The sequence below is a fragment of the Nocardia sp. NPDC050712 genome (genome assembly GCF_040654295.1).
GTDB lineage: Bacteria > Actinomycetota > Actinomycetes > Mycobacteriales > Mycobacteriaceae > Nocardia.
The window spans coordinates 54,800-71,945 of record NZ_JBFAHT010000001.1; the positions used below are offsets into that span (position 1 = coordinate 54,800).

Annotated in this window: 18 protein-coding genes; 8 read left to right on the forward strand and 10 right to left on the reverse strand. The window is 69.5% G+C overall.

The features are described 5' to 3' along the window. Positions 1-69: 69 nt before the first annotated feature. Positions 70-951: a 16S rRNA (adenine(1518)-N(6)/adenine(1519)-N(6))-dimethyltransferase RsmA gene (rsmA, locus tag AB0H76_RS00275; protein ID WP_357315179.1), complete on the forward strand. Its 882-nt coding sequence runs from the start codon at positions 70-72 to the stop codon at positions 949-951. A gap of 4 nt (positions 952-955) precedes the next feature. Here rsmA and AB0H76_RS00280 read toward each other — a convergent pair whose 3' ends face one another. The 3 genes from AB0H76_RS00280 to AB0H76_RS00290 all read right to left on the reverse strand — a co-directional run bounded on the left by AB0H76_RS00280 (position 956) and on the right by AB0H76_RS00290 (position 2,723). Next, positions 956-1,819 (reverse strand): hypothetical protein, encoded by an 864-nt coding sequence (locus tag AB0H76_RS00280; RefSeq protein WP_357315181.1) that lies wholly within the window; start codon positions 1,817-1,819, stop codon positions 956-958. Then, a complete protein-coding gene (locus AB0H76_RS00285) occupies positions 1,819-2,025 on the reverse strand; it encodes a copper ion binding protein (RefSeq protein ID WP_357315183.1) in 207 nt (68 codons plus the stop codon). Before AB0H76_RS00285 ends, AB0H76_RS00280 begins: the two co-directional genes overlap by 1 nt. 89 nt (positions 2,026-2,114) lie before the next feature. Continuing rightward, positions 2,115-2,723: a TetR/AcrR family transcriptional regulator gene (locus AB0H76_RS00290; protein ID WP_357315185.1), complete on the reverse strand. Its 609-nt coding sequence runs from the start codon at positions 2,721-2,723 to the stop codon at positions 2,115-2,117. A 78-nt stretch (positions 2,724-2,801) separates the two neighbouring features. Here AB0H76_RS00290 and AB0H76_RS00295 point away from each other — a divergent pair, with 78 nt between their 5' ends. Together AB0H76_RS00295 and AB0H76_RS00300 are read left to right on the forward strand one after the other, a co-directional pair. Then, a complete protein-coding gene (locus AB0H76_RS00295; protein ID WP_357315187.1) occupies positions 2,802-3,554 on the forward strand; it encodes an SDR family oxidoreductase in 753 nt (250 codons plus the stop codon). A 64-nt stretch (positions 3,555-3,618) separates the two neighbouring features. After that, a complete protein-coding gene (locus AB0H76_RS00300) occupies positions 3,619-4,554 on the forward strand; it encodes a 4-(cytidine 5'-diphospho)-2-C-methyl-D-erythritol kinase (RefSeq protein WP_357315190.1) in 936 nt (311 codons plus the stop codon). Between the two features lie 4 nt (positions 4,555-4,558). Here AB0H76_RS00300 and AB0H76_RS00305 read toward each other — a convergent pair whose 3' ends face one another. Further along, complete coding sequence (locus AB0H76_RS00305) at positions 4,559-5,407, reverse strand: LLM class flavin-dependent oxidoreductase (RefSeq protein WP_357315193.1); 849 nt, start codon at positions 5,405-5,407, stop codon at positions 4,559-4,561. Positions 5,408-5,600: 193 nt separating this feature from the next. On the opposite strand from AB0H76_RS00305, the gene AB0H76_RS00310 reads away from it, so the two are divergent. Next, positions 5,601-7,394: an ABC-F family ATP-binding cassette domain-containing protein gene (locus AB0H76_RS00310; RefSeq protein ID WP_357315196.1), complete on the forward strand. Its 1,794-nt coding sequence runs from the start codon at positions 5,601-5,603 to the stop codon at positions 7,392-7,394. Between the two features lie 3 nt (positions 7,395-7,397). Here the strand turns inward: AB0H76_RS00310 and AB0H76_RS00315 are convergent, their stop codons facing one another. The 4 genes from AB0H76_RS00315 to AB0H76_RS00330 are packed head-to-tail and all read right to left on the reverse strand — an operon-like array spanning position 7,398 to position 11,097. Beyond that, positions 7,398-8,489, reverse strand: coding sequence for an AAA family ATPase (locus AB0H76_RS00315; RefSeq protein ID WP_357315199.1), 1,092 nt, complete (start codon positions 8,487-8,489; stop codon positions 7,398-7,400). After that, positions 8,486-8,899 carry a nicotinamide riboside transporter PnuC gene (gene pnuC, locus AB0H76_RS00320; protein ID WP_357315202.1) on the reverse strand — a complete coding sequence of 138 codons (414 nt, stop codon included), beginning with the start codon at positions 8,897-8,899 and terminating at the stop codon, positions 8,486-8,488. Before pnuC ends, AB0H76_RS00315 begins: the two co-directional genes overlap by 4 nt. 3 nt (positions 8,900-8,902) lie before the next feature. Then, positions 8,903-9,784: an Abi-alpha family protein gene (locus AB0H76_RS00325; RefSeq protein ID WP_357315205.1), complete on the reverse strand. Its 882-nt coding sequence runs from the start codon at positions 9,782-9,784 to the stop codon at positions 8,903-8,905. Then, positions 9,775-11,097, reverse strand: coding sequence for a hypothetical protein (locus tag AB0H76_RS00330; protein ID WP_357315207.1), 1,323 nt, complete (start codon positions 11,095-11,097; stop codon positions 9,775-9,777). The genes AB0H76_RS00325 and AB0H76_RS00330 overlap by 10 nt, the downstream gene beginning before the upstream one ends. A 300-nt stretch (positions 11,098-11,397) precedes the next feature. Between AB0H76_RS00330 and AB0H76_RS00335 the strand changes: the two genes are divergently transcribed. Both AB0H76_RS00335 and AB0H76_RS00340 read left to right on the forward strand, forming a co-directional pair. Further along, entirely contained in the window at positions 11,398-12,294 is an 897-nt protein-coding gene (locus AB0H76_RS00335; protein ID WP_357315210.1) for an Abi-alpha family protein, read from the forward strand. Positions 12,295-12,377: 83 nt separating this feature from the next. Further along, the gene (locus AB0H76_RS00340) at positions 12,378-12,920 is read left to right on the forward strand and encodes a nuclear transport factor 2 family protein (RefSeq protein ID WP_357315213.1); all 543 of its coding nucleotides are present in this window, start codon (positions 12,378-12,380) and stop codon (positions 12,918-12,920) included. Here the strand turns inward: AB0H76_RS00340 and AB0H76_RS00345 are convergent. Next, positions 12,917-14,530 (reverse strand): peptide chain release factor 3, encoded by a 1,614-nt coding sequence (locus AB0H76_RS00345; RefSeq protein WP_357320237.1) that lies wholly within the window; start codon positions 14,528-14,530, stop codon positions 12,917-12,919. The two genes, AB0H76_RS00340 and AB0H76_RS00345, sit on opposite strands and share 4 nt — an antisense overlap. Positions 14,531-14,906: 376 nt before the next feature. Here AB0H76_RS00345 and AB0H76_RS00350 point away from each other — a divergent pair, with 376 nt between their 5' ends. Together AB0H76_RS00350 and pth are read left to right on the forward strand one after the other, a co-directional pair. Then, positions 14,907-15,542, forward strand: a complete 636-nt coding sequence (locus tag AB0H76_RS00350) for a 50S ribosomal protein L25/general stress protein Ctc (protein ID WP_357315216.1) — start codon at positions 14,907-14,909, stop codon at positions 15,540-15,542. Between the two features lie 14 nt (positions 15,543-15,556). After that, positions 15,557-16,132 carry an aminoacyl-tRNA hydrolase gene (gene pth / locus AB0H76_RS00355; protein ID WP_357315219.1) on the forward strand — a complete coding sequence of 192 codons (576 nt, stop codon included), beginning with the start codon at positions 15,557-15,559 and terminating at the stop codon, positions 16,130-16,132. A gap of 13 nt (positions 16,133-16,145) precedes the next feature. Here pth and egtD read toward each other — a convergent pair whose 3' ends face one another. Beyond that, positions 16,146-17,117 (reverse strand): L-histidine N(alpha)-methyltransferase, encoded by a 972-nt coding sequence (gene egtD / locus AB0H76_RS00360; protein WP_357315222.1) that lies wholly within the window; start codon positions 17,115-17,117, stop codon positions 16,146-16,148. Positions 17,118-17,146: the final 29 nt, after the last annotated feature.

Genomic DNA, 17,146 nt, shown 5'->3' on the forward strand with positions numbered 1-17,146 from the left:
TGTAGATCGGATCGGAGCACAGGCACCGCACCCGCCGGGCGGCCGGTGCGGGGTTGGTAGGTTCTTGTGGTGTCCGAATCTGAGGTTTCCGCTCGTGGGAGCGCCGCACTGCTGGGTCCCGCCGAGGTGCGCACGCTGGCCGAGCGGTTCGGCGTCCGGCCGACCAAGCAGCTCGGACAGAACTTCGTGCACGACGCGAACACGGTCCGGCGCATCGTCTCGGCCGCCGGGGTGGGGCGCTCGGACATCGTCCTCGAGGTCGGCCCCGGCCTGGGTTCGCTGACCCTCGCGCTGCTCGACGTGGTCGATTCGGTGGTCGCGGTCGAGATCGACCCGGTGCTCGCCGGGCATCTTCCGGTGACGGTCGCCGATCGCGCGCCCGAGCTGGCCGATCGGCTGACGGTGGTCGAGGCCGACGCGATGCGCGTGCGCGCCGACGAGCTGCCCGCCGCGCCGACCGCGCTGGTCGCGAACCTGCCCTACAACGTGGCGGTTCCGGTGTTGCTGCACCTGCTGGCCGAATTGCCCAGCATCACCACGTCCTTGGTGATGGTGCAGGCCGAGGTCGCCGACCGCCTGGCCGCCGAACCGGGCGGCCGCATCTACGGCGTCCCCAGCGTGAAGGCCGGCTTCTTCGGCCAGGTCCGCCGCGCGGGCCATGTCGGCACCCAGGTCTTCTGGCCGGTCCCGCGCGTGGAATCCGGGCTGGTCCGCATCGAGCGCTACGCCGAATCCCCGTGGCCCATCGACGAAGCGCATCGCCGCCGCGTCTTCGCGGTCGTCGACGCCGCCTTCGCCCAGCGCCGCAAGACCCTGCGCGCCGCCCTGGCCTCCTGGGCCGGTTCGCCCGCCGAGGCCGAACGCCGGCTGGTCGCCGCGGGCATCGATCCCACCGCCCGCGGCGAAACCCTCGACACCGCCGCCTACGTGCGTTTGGCCGCGCAGGCCTGATCGCTCAGCGGTGGTGCGAATGGCCACCGGATCCGGCGGAATCGGTGGCCGTGACCGTGAATTCGGCCGTGTGCACCGAATTGCCGTGTGCGAAGTCGAGATACAGGCGGTAGTCGCCGGGGCTGGGCGCGGTGGTGTGGAAGACGACATCCGGACCCGGTGGTGTCTTGCCGACCTCGCCCTGGGGATGGGTGTGCAGATACGCGAGATCGCCGGCGCGCAACGCGACCAGATGGGCGTAAGCGCCTAGGTAGGGCTGTAGATCGGTGACGGGCCGGCCGTCGCGGGTGACGGTGAAGCGCAATTCGCTGCCCGCGGTGCTCTGTTCGCCGTCCAGGGTCACCTGGTAGCCGTCGACCGTGGCGGTGCGGGCCGGGGGTGGAAGTGGTTGCGGCACGGCGTTTCCGGCCACCGTGAACGACCTGCCCAGGACCAGGTCGGCGCCGGTGGCCGTGGGCACGAAATCGGTGAAGACGCGGTAGCTGCCGGGCTGGGCCCAGGTCCAGTCGATGGACCAGGTGCCTGCCGCGTCCATGACCGGATGCACGTGGCGGTACTCGGTGGCATCGGCGCGGACGACGACGAGATGCAGCTGCTTCTCGTGCTGGGTGGTGAACCGGGTGACCGCGGCGCCGTCGGGCCCGGTGATCCGGAACCGCAGCGCCCCGGGCTGATTCGGCTCGGCGGGCGCACTCAGATCGGCCAGGGTGTAACCGGACTCGCTCGCGCTGAGTCCGGTCGCACCCGGCGTGCCGGTGGCCGCCGCGTTCTCGGCCGGGTCGCCCACCAGGGCTCCGATGCCGAGCGCGACGCCGAAGAGGACGACGAGCGCGCCGCCCGCCGCGACCAGTTTGAACCGGTCCTGCATCAGGAGGCGACCTCGTAGCCCGCCTCGTCCACGGCGGCGGCGATTTCGGCGTCGGTGACCGGGTTGCCGCTCTCGACCCGCACCGCGCCGGTCGCCAGGTCGACATCGACACTGGTCACGCCGTCGATCTTGCCGATCTCCGATTTGACCGCGCCGACGCAGTGCTCGCAGGTCATGCCTTTGACGGTGTAGGTGCTGCTGGCCATCGTCCGACTCCTTCGCTCGTCTTCAGTGCGGCCGGGACATCTCCCGGCCGCTTCAACATACCCTCAGGGGGTATATCGCGCAATGTCGCTCAGTGGGTCGCCGACCAGGATGGCCAACTCGCCATGGCCATGTCGGCGACCGTCGTCAGCTCGGCCGCGGTCGCGCCGTCGCGCGCGGCCTGCGACATACCTTGCAGGACGGTGCCGACGTAGCGCGCGAGCACCCGGGCGTTGGCGTCGGCCGGCAGCAGGCCCGCGTCGATATCGGCCTGGATGTGCTCGGTGAACGCCTCGATATTCCGATTGCGCAGGCCACGCAGCATTTCCGCGACCTCGTCGCTGGTGGTGTTCATTCCGGCGCTCATCACCAGGCAGCCGTGCGGGCACTCCGGCCGGGTGTACTCCACCGCCGCCTCGCGCAGCATGCGCCGCACCGCGGCGGTCGCGGTGGGTTCCTGTTCGAGAGCGCGCGGCATGAAGCCGCCGTAGCGGGTGGCGAAGACCTGCACCACCTCGGTGAACAGCTTGGCCTTGTCGCCGAACGCGGCGTAGAGGCTGGGCGCGCCGATGCCGAGCGCGGTGGTCAGGTCGCCGATCGAGGTGGCCTCGTAACCGCGGCTCCAGAACAGGCGAACGGCCTTGTCCAGCGCCGCTTCCCGATCGAAGGAGCGGGGTCGTCCGCGGGTCGGTGTGGCCATGGCAAACATTCTATAGCGCTCGTTAGATAATGTGCTATCTTCCTTTCTGTAGCGATCGTTAGAGAAAGGAACCCCGTCATGGGCGCACTGGCAGGTAAGACGGCTCTGGTCACCGGCGGCAGCCGCGGCATCGGGCGCGGCATCGCCGAACGGCTGGGGCGCGACGGCGCGCGCGTCGCGGTGCACTACAACGGAAACGCCGAGGCCGCCAAGGCGACCGTGGCCGCGATCGAGGGGGCGGGCGGCTCGGCCTTCGCCCTGCGCGCCGAACTCGGCGTGCCCGGCGACGCCGAAACCCTGTGGGCCGCCTTCGACGCGCACGCCGACGGCCTGGACATCCTGGTCAACAACGCGGGCATCGACGGCGTGCGCGAGCCGATCGGCGGCACCGGCGAGGCCGACTTCGACCGCGTGTTCGCGGTCAACACCAAGGCGCCGTTCTTCGTCACCAAGTTGGGCCTGGACCGATTGCGCGACGGCGGCCGGATCGTCAACGTGTCGACGGGGCTCACCCAGGGCGCGCGGATGCCGCAGCTCATCGCGTACACCATGACCAAGGGCGCGATCGACTCGTTCACCCAGATCCTGGCCAAGGAGGTCGGCGCGCGCGGGATCACCGTGAACGCGGTCGCGCCGGGCGTGATCGACACGGATATGAACGCGGGCTGGCTGCGCAATCCGGAGACCGAGGCCGAGGTCGCGAGCTGGTCCCCGCTCAATCGGATCGCCCAGCCGGCCGACGTCGCCGACATCGTCGGCTTCCTGGCCTCCAGCGACTCCCGCTGGGTCACGGGGCAGTGGATCGACGCGACCGGCGGCGTGCTGCTGTAACCGAATGATGAATGGCTCGTCGCGGGGCCGCCGGTGTCGGAGCTACCCATTAGAGTTGGGCACCGTGTTGTCAGTAGTGCCAAGCCCCGTCACCGTGCGCGCGCCCTCCAAGGTGAATCTGCACCTCGGAGTCGGTGACCTGCGCGCCGACGGCTACCACGATCTGACCACGGTGTTCCAAGCGCTTTCGCTCAGCGACGATCTGCACCTCTCGCCCGCCGCCGCGCTCACCGTGAAGGTGAGCGGCGAGGGCGCCGCCGACGTGCCGACCGATCGCACCAATCTGGTGTGGCAGGCGGCGGTCCGGCTGGCGCGCGAGGCCGGGCGGGCGCCGCTGGTGGAAATCGCCATCGCCAAGGGCATTCCGGTGGCGGGCGGGATGGCCGGCGGCAGCGCCGACGGCGCCGCCGCCCTGGTCGGGCTGAACGAGCTCTGGGATCTCGGCCACACCCGCGACGAATTGCTGTCGATGGCGGCGGAATTGGGCAGCGATGTGCCGTTCTCGCTGCACGGCGGCACGGCGATCGGCACCGGGCGCGGCGAACAGCTGCTTCCGGTGCTGTCCCGCAACACCTTTCACTGGGTCATCGCCTTCGCCAAGGGCGGCCTGTCCACGCCGTCGGTCTTCGCCGAGCTGGACCGCCTGCGCGAGCTCGGCGATCCGCCCCGCCTCGGTCCGCCCGAGCAGCTGATGCAGGCGCTGGCCGCGGGCGATCCGAAACAGCTCGCCCCGCTGCTGGGCAATGATCTGCAAGCGGCGGCCGTGTCGCTGAAACCGGAACTGCGCCGCACGCTGCGCGCGGGTGTCGCCGCCGGCGCGCTGGCCGGCCTGGTCTCCGGTTCCGGCCCCACCTGCGCCTTCCTGTGCGAAAGCGAAAGCGCGGCGGTCGAAGTCGCGGCCGAGCTCGCGGGCGAGGGTGTCGCGCGCAGCGTCCGCACCGCCAACGGCCCGGTCCCGGGTGCGCGCATTCTGCCGCCGGACAGCCAGGCCAAACGCTGAGCGTTCAGTCGAGGAGGTCGGCGAGGCGGTCGACCTGGGCGGGATCGCCGCCGTAGCAGTAGAAGATGACCTCGTCGGCGCCGAGTTCCTCGAATTGCGCGCTGGCGGTGTGGATTTCTTCGGGGGTGGTGCGCATGCCGGCGACCATGTAGTCGGCGCGGCCGCTGAATTCGTAGTAGGCGGACATGGCCGAACGGGCCTCGGCCACCGAGTGATCGGGGCCCAGGGCGACGTTGAGCTGGGCGACGATGCGCGGTTCGCCGGTGCGGCCGTGGTCTTTCCAGGAGCGGCGCACGGTGTCGAAGAGGCCGCCGGCCCAGTCGGGGGCGGCCGCGGCGAGGAAGCCGCCGCCCCAGCGGCCGACGCGGTCGAGCGCGGCGGGTTGGAATCCGCCGAACAGGAGTTCGGGTCCCGCGGGCTGCGACGGGGCGGGCCCGATCGGTCCGCAGCCGGGGCTGTGGGGTTCGCCGGCCCAGAGCCGGCGCAGCAGGCCGAGTTGCTCGTCCATGCGGCGGCCGCGGGTGCGCAGGTCGGTGCCGGAGGCGAGGTGGTCGTCCTCGCGGCCGCCGACGCCGAGGCCGAGCACGAAGCGGCCGCCGGACATGAGGTCCAGGGTCGCGGCCTGCTTGGCCAGCAGCGACGGTTCGCGCAGCGGGGCGATCAGTACCTCGGTCTGTAGTTTGATGCCCGTGGTGGCGCCGGCGAGGACGCCGAGCGCGACCAGCGGTTCGGGGTTGTCGTAGACCAGGCGGTCGAGCAGGCCGAGGGTGCTGAAATCGGCCGCGTCGGCGCGGCGGGCCCAGTCCAGGAGCTGGGCGGGCTGGGAAATGGGCAGGCCGATGCCGTATTTCATGGAGAACCTCCAGGTGGGAGTCTGCGAATAGCGCAGGAGGGGAAACAGCGTCCGTAACGAACACTGTTCGTTACGGGCGACTTTAAACGAACGTCGTTCGTCACGCAACCCCGGGCGGCAACCGGCGTCGGTGCCGCTGGGTACCCTTGCCGAGGGCAACTATCTGGCCCGGTGGCAAAACTCGGAAGGATTCATGTCCAACCTGATCAACCTGGAGCAGGTCTCCAAGAGCTTCGGCATCACGCCGCTCTTGGACAACGTCTCCCTCGGCGTGCACGCGGGCGAGCGGATCGGTGTCGTCGGCTTGAACGGTGGCGGCAAGACGACCCTGCTCGAGGTGCTCACCGGGATCGAAGCGCCGGACAGCGGCCGGGTGAGCCGGGTCGGCGGGCTGCGCGTGGCCGTGGTGACCCAGCGCGGCGTCCTGCCGCCGGGGTCGACCGTCGGATCGGTGGTGCTCGCGGGCCTGGCCGACGACGCCATGACCGACAGCGTCGACGAGCACGAATGGGCGTCGAACCCGCGCATCCGCACGGTGATCGAGGGCATCGGCATCGAGGGCCTCGGCATGGACACCTCGGTCGACAATCTCTCCGGTGGTGAGCGCCGCCGCGTCGCACTGGCCGCCGCGCTGGTGCGCGAGCTGGACCTGCTGGTGCTCGACGAGCCCACCAACCATCTCGACGTCGAAGGCGTGCAGTGGCTGGCCCAGCACCTGCTGAACCGCCGCAGCGCGCTCGTCGTCGTCACACACGATCGCTGGTTCCTCGACACGGTGGCCACCAACACCTGGGAGGTCGTCGGCGGCAAGGTCGAGAGCTACGAGGGCGGCTACGGCGACTGGATCTTCGCGCGCGCCGAACGGGCCCGGCAGTCCGACGCCACCGAGGCCCGCCGGCAGAACCTGGCCCGCAAGGAGCTGGCCTGGCTGCGCCGCGGCGCCAAGGCCCGCACCTCCAAGCCGCGCTACCGGGTCGAGGCCGCCGAGGCGCTGATCGCCGACGTGCCGCCGCCGCGCGACAATGTCTCGCTGGCCGCGTTCGCCCGCAAACGGCTGGGGCGCGTGGTGGTCGAACTCGAGGACACCACGCTGACCACCCCGGACGGCCGGGAACTGGTGCGGGACCTGACCTGGCGGCTCGCGCCGGGCGAGCGGATCGGCCTGGTCGGCGTCAACGGCTCCGGCAAGACCACGCTGCTGCGCGCCCTCGCGGGCGAGGTGGAACCCGCCAGCGGCAAGCGAATTCAGGGTCAGACGGTCGAGATCGGCTGGCTGCGGCAGGAACTCGACGACCTGCCCACCGATATGCGCGTGCTCGAAGCGGTGCAGCAGGTGGCGCAGCGAATCATGCTGGGCGACAAGGAGATCTCCGCCGGTCAGCTGGCCGAGCGGCTCGGCTTCACCCCGGCCCGCCAGCGCACCCCGGTCGGTGATCTCTCCGGTGGTGAACGCCGGCGGCTGCAGCTGACCCGCATCTTGATGGCCGAGCCGAACGTGCTGCTCCTGGACGAGCCCACCAACGACCTCGACATCGACACCCTGCAGCAGCTCGAGGATCTGCTCGACAACTGGGCGGGCACGCTGGTGGTGATCAGTCACGACCGCTACCTGATCGAGCGCATCGCCGACTCCACCTGGGCGCTGTTCGGCGACGGCAATCTCACCAACCTCCCCGGCGGCATCGACGAGTACCTGCGCAAGCGCGCCGCCCAGCTCAACCCGGTCGCGGCTCGCACCCTTCCGGGCGCGGAATCCGGTGCGCCGGTGACGGATGCGGCCGCGCACCGGGCCGCGCGCAAGGAGCTCTCCAAGCTCGAGCGCAGCATCGAGAAGCTCGACCAGCGCGAGGCGAAACTGCACGCCGCCCTGGCCGACGCGGCCTCCGACTCGGGCAAGCTCGTCGCTCTCGGCGCGGAGCTCAAGCAGGTCCGCGCCGAGAAGGAAGCCGCCGAGGAGCGGTGGATGGAGCTCGCCGAAGACGTCTGAGCGCTAGACCGCTCCGGGTACCGGGCGGGCGTTCTCCGGTAGCGGGTCCGCGAATTGCCAGCCCTCGCCGAGCAATTCGTCGACCGCCGCCACCGCGGCGGCCAGCCGCGTCGCCCGGTCGCCGCGCATGATCCGGAAGCGCCGGCCGGTGCGGGTGAGTTCGGCCTCGAAGCGGCCGGTCATCCATGGGCGCAGGTGCGCGCCGTCGCGCAGGCCGTCGTCTTCGAAGTCGACGCCGGCGTGGTCGGTCAGCAGGTACAGGTCGCGCCGGGTGCGGGCGGCGATCTGTTCGACCTCCGCGTTGCGTCCGCCCAGGTACCGCTCGTGCCAGATCCCGGTGGCGAAAGAGTCGGTGTCGCAGAGCAATACCGGGCCGCCCCGGCGGGCCGCGTCCTGCTCGCGGGCGTCCTGTTCGCGAGCGATCAGCGGGAACTCCGCGGTGCCGAAGGAGATGTCCGCCCAGGTGGCCGCCGGGTCGGCGGCGCGCGCGGCCGCCAGTTTCTCCGCGCTGTACTGCCGCCCGTATTCGGCGACCCAGGCGGTGTCGGGCCAGCGGCGCCGGTAGTGGCCGGCCAGATCCCGCGACAGCGTTGTCGTGCCGGTGGATTCGGCGCCGAGGACCACGACGCGGCGGGTCAGGGCGGCCCGCACGGGCGGTCCGAGGAATTCCCAGCAGGCCACCGGGTCCGCGCGCACCGCCGTCGCGGAGACCGGGAACCGGGTTCGGCCCGGATCCACACTGATCTCCGCGGCGCCGAAGCGTCGCGCGAGTTCGGCCCCGTAGCCCTCCGAGGTGAAGACGGCGTCGACCCGATCGGGGACGGCCGCGCGGAAGATCGCCATGTGCGCGTCCCAGATCGCGGGGTCGTGCAGGTCGACGGGGATATCGTCGATCGCGCCGACCACCGCCGCGCCGGGGTGCGCCTCGCGCATCCACGCGACCCGCTCGGCCAGCGGGATCGATTCCACGGCCGACGCGCACACCAGCACGGTGAGCCGCGCACACCGTGCCGCCGCGGTCCGCACCAGATGGTGGTGCCCGGCATGCGGCGGATAGAACTTGCCGAGCACCAGCCCGTGACCGAAGCGGATCATGCCGCGGCCCGGACGGATTCGCGCGCTCCCGGAACGGACAGCGACCGCCGCCAGCGCAGCAGCCCGGCCACGCACAACGCGAGGAACCCGGTGTACAGCACGGCCGTCAGATACAGGTCCTTGTGGACGTAGAGCGGAATGTAGACCAGGTCCGCCGCGATCCACAGCCACCACGATTCCAGCAGCTTGCGGCACTGCCCGTAGGTGGCCATCAGCGACAGCCCGGTGGTGAGGGCGTCCCAGAACGGCACGCTGGAATCGGTGGCGCCGCTGAGCAATACGGTGAGCGCGCCTACGCCCGCCGCCCCGGCCCCGGCGAGCACCGCCCATTCGGCAGGTGTGGTCCGGCGGACCGGCAGCGCCGCCGTGGCACCCGGAGCGCCGCCGTGCGTGCGGAAGTGCTTCGGCAATCCTCAGCTGGTGCCGGCGGCGCGATCCCCGTCGACGACGATCGGCAGGCAGGTGCGGATGAAGTCGGCGCCGAAGGCGGTCAGCACGATGCTGCGGTAGTAGACCTTGGTGCCGAAACCGGAGCGCTTCAGGATGGTCCGGGCCGCGGGCTCGGCCTCGAGGAGTTGGTAGCGGTGCGGGTTGCCCACCGGTTCCGGGGCGAACTCGATCAGGCCGAGGCGGGCCAGGTTCGGCAGGTACTGCTGGGTGCGGTTCGGGAATCGCAGGCCGGCGTGCTCGCCGATCAGGTTCAGGCCCGAGACCCGGCGGTCCGAGCCGAGCGCGCGCGGGCGTCCGGTGCGGATATCGAGGGCGGGCTGCGGGCCGTCGGTGTGCAGGAAGCGCAGGATGCGGGCCTCGTCGGGCGTCAGATCCGCCAGCATTCGCGCGAACGCCGGATGGATATCCGGTTGCTCGGCATGCGGACTCGCCGACAGCCGCAACAGCGCGGCGCCCTGCTCGTGCAGCGCGGGTACCGCGGAACCGGCCGTGGCTCCGGGAATGCCCAGCGCCCGCCGCACCGCGCCCTTGAACTCGGATTCGGCCTCGGCGAGCACCTCGGCGGGCGGCGAACCGGCCAGGCTGCCGCGCACCACTGTCTTACCGACATCGGCCGCGGTGCCCACGCTCCACGCGGTGGCCTTGGACGCCGCCGTAATGGCAACGCGCGCAACGCCGACCCCGGCCCGGACGGTCTGCCGGGCCGACGGGCGGGTGCGCGCCGGTTGTTCGGGAACTGGCAGGGGAGTTACCGGCCGCCGCGCGATCTCCGCCGACGGCGTCGCGTCGGTGGATCGCCCGGCGGCCGAAATATCGTCGCCGGCGCCAGATTCCGTCAGAGCCATGTCGTTGCCACTCCCGTTCCGAAGATCAGGATATGAGCGTATCCGGCAAACAGGCCCAGCACGCCGCCATGCAAAAAGAGGAGCCATTCGTCCTGTTTGATGGCCGAGCGCAGCATGTCCACGAAGTCCGGCGGCGAGAGCTGCGACATCTGCTTGGCGATGTAGTCGTTGATCTGGCGGCCCTGGCGGATGTTGAAGTCCGGGTCGGCGAAGGCGATCGGCGCGATGGCCTTCGCCTCGTTGGTCAAGGTCTCTTGCAGCGAATCGTATTCGCGGCTGCCGAGCATGAACTTGACCGCGGGCCGAGCCGGGCCGAGCGCGCGGTCGGCGGCCGGGCGCAGGGTGTCCTCCAGCATCTGCATGGTGCGATCCGAGCGCGGGCCGTTGAGCAGTTCGTCGCCGATATTGGCGACGGTCACCACTTGACTGGACACCAATTCGGCGTAGCCGTCGGTGATCTCGGACTGGCGCTTGATCAGCAGGCCCTGCCGCCACGGGCACCACCACTTCGGGTAGGCCGGCGCGAAGATCATGTTCAGGCCCACGTAGTTGACCACCCAGCCGATGATCACGCCGCCGACCGGCAGCACCACCAGCGAGGACCAGCCGGACAGGTGCAGCACCGCGACCAGCACCACGCCCATCGGCGCGCCGAAGTAGAAACCGAAGTTCTGCATGAACCGCAGCTCTTTGGCGCCCAGCACCTGGAACAGCGTATTCAGCAGGTGCGGGCGGGCCTGGAAGTAGCGGATCACCATTTGCTTGACGTCGAGCAGCTGATCGATATTCGCGCCGAGTTCCTCGGTGAGTTCGCGCAGAATATCGGGCAGCTGCTGGCGCACCCGGGCGTGCACCATGTCGCGCACTTGGCTCGGCAGGTTGTACCAGAGCTGGGGATGTTCGCGGCGCAGGATTTCCTCGACGATGTCCTGAATCTGCGTCTCGGCGATGGTGGTGAGATGCTCGGCGAGTTTGTCGGGCTCGAGCTCGCGATAGAAATCCGCGACGCTGCCGAGTTTGGCCAGGCCCTTGTCCACGGCGATGCTGGCCATTTTGTCCGCACGCGAGGGCACGATGCCCTGCCAGCCGATGCGGCCGTCGTAGCTGAGCAGCGGCAGGACCTGAATTCGCTTGGGCAGGAACGGAAAAACCGCGCGCAGCCCGGGTAGGTGGACGCCGTGGAAGGCGATCGGCTTGAACAGCATGAGGATGCCGGTCCAGTTGGTGATGTAGCCGATGATGCCCGTGAAAAGCGGGATTGTCAGTAGCTCCAGCAGGATTGTGGGGTGCACTCCGAAGACGCTCTCTAACACGACACCCTCCTGCCGACATACCGGTGACCGCCGCCTCACCGGCACATCAAGTTAGCACCACAGCCGTCTGATTGTTACGTCAGCCACCAGCGCCGTACCAGACAGCCGGAGACGTCAGTCACAATCGTCGGCCGGAATGTCGCATCCGACGGGCCCGGCGGCGAGAATGAGCGCGACCACATTTCCGGTGCGGAGGTCATCGGTTGTGACCCGCGCGGCTCTCGGTTCGGGGTACCCGGAGCCACGGCGGGCAATAATCTGTGGGCAGATTCGTTCATCGGGCAATACATCGGAGAAGACGTGGCAGACGACAGGACCGGACAGGAAATCACCCGAGCCGGTTCCCGTTCGGTGGAACGCAGCTCGGATGTCGAACAGCGGCAGATCAGCAACGAGGCCCGGCTGATCCGCGGTGTGTTCCGGGCGGCCGGGCTGGCCGCCGGCAGCGCCGTGCGCGGCGGCCAGTGGGCGGTGAACACCTCCTTCGAGGTCACCAAGGAGATCGCGCAGGCCGCCCTGGACGGCGAGTCCTCGGCCGATATCGCCGAGCGCACCGGCAACGCCATCCGCTCGATCGCCCGCAGCGCGCTCGGCGTCACCGAGGGGTCGGTGCGCGAGATCGTCAGCTACGTACCGACTCCCGGCAACAACAACAGCACCAACGGCCCCGGTCAGCAGCCCGCCCTGACCATGGGGACCCAGGTCCGCTCGGCCAGCACCCAGGAGCTGCGCCGCCGCGGGGACGCGCTGCTCGCGCGCTCCGCCGACGTCTACTTCACCGAGCACGTGCACCCGGCCTACGACCGGATCCTGGATCAGCTGGCCCCCGACGAGGCCCGCATCCTGCGCTTCATGGCGCTCAACGGCCCGCAGCCCGCGGTCGACGTGCGCACCAACCGCCCGCTGGGCATCGGCTCGGAACTGGTGCGCGGCGATCTGACCTCGGTGCCGGAGCAGGCGGGCGTGCGCTACCCGGACCGGTCGCGCTCCTATCTGATCAACCTCAGCCGGCTCGGCCTGACCCTGACCTCCGATGATCCGGTGGTGCTGAGCCGCTACATGGTGCTCGAGGTGCAGCCGGTGGTCGAGGCGGCGCTGAAGCAGGCCGGTCGGGCGCCGAAAATCGTGCGCAAAAGCCTCCGGTTGACCGAGTTCGGTGAGGACTTCTGCCGCACCTGCTTCACCATCGGTAACTGATCCGCCGCCCTTCGGCGAGAGATTGATAGCGAGTTGATACAAATCTCCTGAAGCATCGCGGCTTCAGATGGGATTGTTGAAGTATGGGATCGGCCGAGCATCAGTTGAATAGTCGGGGGACCGACGATGTCTCGGCCATCTGCCGTCTGAAGTACCGATATCTGCGCACGCTCGACACCAAATCCTGGGACGAGTTCGCCGACACCATGATTCCCGAGGCGACCGCCACCTACAGCGAGTACCTGCAGTTCGAATCGCGGGAGGCCTTCCTGGCTTTCATGCGCAACACCCTCGGGCCGCACGTCATCACCGAGCATCGCTGCGACCATCCCGAGATCGACGTCGATGGCGATACCGCCACGGGCACTTGGTATCTCGCCGACACCGTGCTGATCCCGGCGCACAACATGCTGCTGCGCGGCGCCGCGTTCTACACCGACCGCTACCAGCGCTGCCAGGACGGGCACTGGCGGATCGCGCACACCGGCTACGAGCGGACCTACGAGGTCGTGCTCTCGCTCAGCGACTTGCCGAGCCTGCGGATGACCTCCAGCCGGTGGGGGCTGATCGCCCGCGAGGACGGTATCGCCGCGGTACAGAAGGACCCGGACCCCACCCAGCCCTAGTCCGCGGCCGCCACCAGCGGTTCCAGCGTCATCTTCGGCATTTCCTTCTCGATGTACTGCAACCGCCACTTGTCGCTGAACAGCGCCAGCAGCACGCCGTCGGTGCGGGTGAACACCTCGACCCCGCGCTGGCGGCCCAGTTCGTCGGCCGACGCGGCATCGGTGCGCCGGGCGATCGTGTACGGCAGGAAGTCCAGATGCGTCTCGACGTTGTACTCGCCCTGCATGCGGGCGGTGACGACCTCGAACTGCATGGGGCCGACGGCCGCGAGCACCGGCGAGGCGTCACCGCGCGCGTCGTTGCGCAGCACCTGCACGACACCTTCGGAGTCGAGCTGGTCGATGGCCTTGCGGAACTGCTTGTACTTGCCCGCGGACTGGGCGCGCAGCACCGCGAAATGCTCCGGCGCGAACGAGGGGATCGGCGGGAACTCCACCTTCTTGTCCACGTACAGCGTGTGGCCCGGAGCCAGCGCGGTGGCGTTGACCAGGCCGACCACGTCACCCGGGTAGGCGGTGTCGACGGTGGTGCGGTCCCGGCCGAACACCGTCAGCGCGTACTTGGTCGCGAACGGGCGGCCGGTCTGCGCGTGCGTGACGACCATGCCGCGCTCGAACTCGCCGGACACGATCCGCATGAACGCCAGCCGGTCGCGGTGCGCGGTGTCCATGCCGGCCTGCACCTTGAAGATCACCGCGCTGAACGGGTCGGTGGTGGTGCGGGCGCCGCCGTTGATATCGGCGCGCGAGCCGGGCTCGGGCGCCAGCGCGACCAGCGTTTCCAGCAGCTGGCGCACGCCGAAGTTCAGCATCGCGGAGGCGTAGATCACCGGGGAGGTCTGCCCCGCCAGGAACATCTCCTGGTCGTGGTCCTGGCCGGTGGCCGAGAGCAGTTCGCTCTCCTCGGCGGCGGTGGTCCAGGCCTCGCCCTCGCGGGCCTCGGCCTCGGCCGGGCTCAGCATTTCCTCCGGGGCGATGGTCGCGCCACCGGCGGTGCGGGTGAAGTGGATGTACTCCTCGGGGGCGCCCTCGGTGCCGCGGCGCAGCAGGCCGCGGAAATCGCCGGCGATGCCGACCGGCAGGAACAGCGGCGTGGGGGTGAGGCCGATCCGCTCGCTGATCTCGTCGAGCAGTTCCAGCGGCGCCTGACCCGGGCGGTCCCACTTGTTGATGACGGTGATGACCGGGATGCCGCGATGGCGGCAGACCTGGAACAGCTTCAAGGTCTGCGGTTCGAGGCCCTTGGCGGCGTCGATCAGCATGACCGCGGCGTCGACGGCGGTGAGCACGCGGTAGGTGTCCTCGGAGAAGTCCGAGTGGCCCGGGGTGTCGACCAGGTTGATCACATTGTCGACATCGGAACCGGCGGCGCGGTAATTGAACTGCAACGCCGTGGAGCTGACCGAGATGCCGCGGGCCTTCTCCATCTCCATCCAGTCCGAGACCGTCGACTTGCGCCCGGCCTTGCCGTGGATCGCGCCCGCCTCGGAGATCATCCGGGCGTGCAGCGCCAGCGCCTCGGTGAGCGTGGACTTGCCCGCGTCCGGGTGCGAGATCACCGCGAAGGTGCGGCGGCGGGCGACCTCGGCGGGCAGTCCCTTGGGAGTCACCTCGCGCGCAGTCGTCTCGTCGGCGAGTTCCTCAGAGGAGGTCACGGGACAAACCTTTCGCGCGGGCGGCAGCAGACAACCCTTCCAGCTTAGGCCGTCGGCGCAGTACCGCCCCGACCCGGGGTTTCGGCGCAAATGTACGGCGCCTGACCTCCCGATTAATTCCGGGCCATCGGCCTGCGGTACAGTGTTCGGGTTGTCTCGGCGAGGGTGTCCGCAGACGTTTTCCGATGAATGCGACACCGTGATCGGCGTGGCGCGGCTTGATGGCCGTCGTCCTCGTTTGTCTTCGCCCGACGAGTAGACCAACTGTCAGGGTTCGATTCCCTGGCCCACAGCTGACAGCCACCGTAGAGCCGTAGGAGTACATCTAGTCATGTCCGACGCCAATCTTCTCGAAGCCGCCGTACGCACCGAGTTCGGCAAGGGCGCTGCCCGCCGCACCCGTCGTGCCGGCAACGTGCCCGCCGTCCTCTACGGCCACGCCACCGACCCGCAGCACCTGTCGCTGGACGCCAAGGCGTTCTCCGCGATCCTGCGTCAGCACGGCACCAACGCCGTGCTGAGCCTGGTGATCGATGGCAAGCAGCACCTGGCGCTGACCAAGTCGGTCGTGGTGCACCCGATCCGCCGCTACATCGAGCACGCCGACCTGCTGGTCATCAAGAAGGGCGAGCGGGTCACCGCCGACGTCCTCGTGTCCGTGGTCGGCGATCCCGCCGCCGGCACCCTGGTCACCCAGGACGCCACCACCATCTCCATCGAGGCCGACGCGCTGAAGCTGCCCGAGTCCATCGAGGTCTCGATCGAGGGCGTCGAAGCCGGCACCCAGATCAACGCCGGTGACATCGAGCTCCCCAAGGGTGTCACCCTGGTCGTCGACCCGGAGACCCTGATCGTCAACATCATCGCCGCCCCCGAGGCGGAGACCGAGGAGACCGACGAGGCCGCCGAGGGCGATGTCGAGACCGCCGAGGGCGCGTCCGACGAGGCCGCCGAGAGCGCCGAGTAAGAAATCTCCTGGTCTTGACCGACTCCGTGCCGGCGCTCGTAGTCGGACTGGGTAACCCCGGTTCCGAATACGAGCGCACCCGGCACAACATCGGCTTTCTGGTCGCCGACGTGCTCGCGGAGCGCGTCGGCGGCCGTTTTGCCGTGCACAAGAAGTCCGGCGCGGACCTGTTGCAGGCGCGCCTGGACGGCCGTCAGGTGCTGATCGCCAAGCCCCGGTCGTTCATGAATGTCTCCGGCCGCCCCGTCGCGGCGCTGGCCAAATTCTTCTCCGTGCCGCCCACCGAGGTCATCGTCGTGCACGACGAACTCGACCTGCCGTTCGGCGCGATCAAACTCAAGCGCGGCGGCGGCGAGGGCGGGCACAACGGATTACGTTCCGTCTCCAGCGCTTTGACCACCAAGGACTACCTGCGCACCCGCATCGGCATCGGCCGCCCGCCGGGTCGCCAGGACCCGGCGGACTATGTGCTCAAGCAGTTCGCGGTGCCGGAGCGCAAGGAAGTGCCGGTGATCGTCGAGCAGGCGGCCGACGCCGTGGAGCTGCTGCTGCGCGTGGGGCTGGAAACCGCGCAGAACCAGCTGCACTAGAGCCGCGGCCCGCCTAGGTGCGCGTCGCCAGGACCAGCGCGAACCGGGCCTGCGGATCGGTCCACACGTGGTCTGTCGCGAATCCCGCGGCGCCGAGCTCCTTTTGGAGGCCGAACGGCGTGAACTTGGCCGAGATCTCGGTCCGCAGCTGCTCGCCGCGGGCGAATTCCACCGTCAGGTCCAGGTCGCGCACCGTGACGGTCATGTCTTCGGTGGCGGCCAAGCGCATTTCGATCCACTCCTGCTCGGAGTCCCAGAGCGCGACGTGGGTGAACTTCTCCGGTTCGAAGTTCGCGCCGAGCCGATTGTTCAACACGTACAGCACATTCCGGTTGAACTCCGCGGTGACACCGGCCGCGTCGTCGTAGGCGGGAACCAGCACCTCGGGCTCGATGACCAGGCCCGCGCCGAGCAGCAGGTGCTCGCCCGGCTCCAGGACGTCGTGGATGCCGCGCAGGAATTCCGCGCGCTCGGCGGGGACCAGATTGCCGATGGTGCCGCCGAGGAACGCGATCATGCGCCGGCCGCCGCCGGGCAGGTTGTGCAGGGTGTCGGTGAAGTCACTGACCACGCCGTGCACCGCGAGACCGGGGAACTCGGCGGCCACCTCGGCCGCGGCGGCCTGCAATGCCGACGTCGAAACATCTTGGGGGACATACGTCTTCAACGGACCCTCGGCGCTGAGCGCGGTGAGCAGCAGTCGGGTCTTGGCGGCCGAGCCCGCGCCGAGCTCGACCAGCACCTCGGCCTGTGCGGCACGCGCGATCTCCCCGACGACCCGCTCCAGCAGGGCCCGCTCGGTGCGGGTCGGGTAGTACTCCGGCAGCTCGGTGATGTGTTCGAACAGCTCGCTACCGCGGGCGTCATAGAACCACTTGGGCGGCAAGGACTTCGGGTTCGAGGTCAAACCCCGCCGGGCATCGCCGCGCAAGGCCGCGGTGAGGTCGTCGTCGGATAGGTAGATCTCCAGCGTCGGTGCGGTCATGGTGGTACGCCTTTCGGTTGGACTCGAAG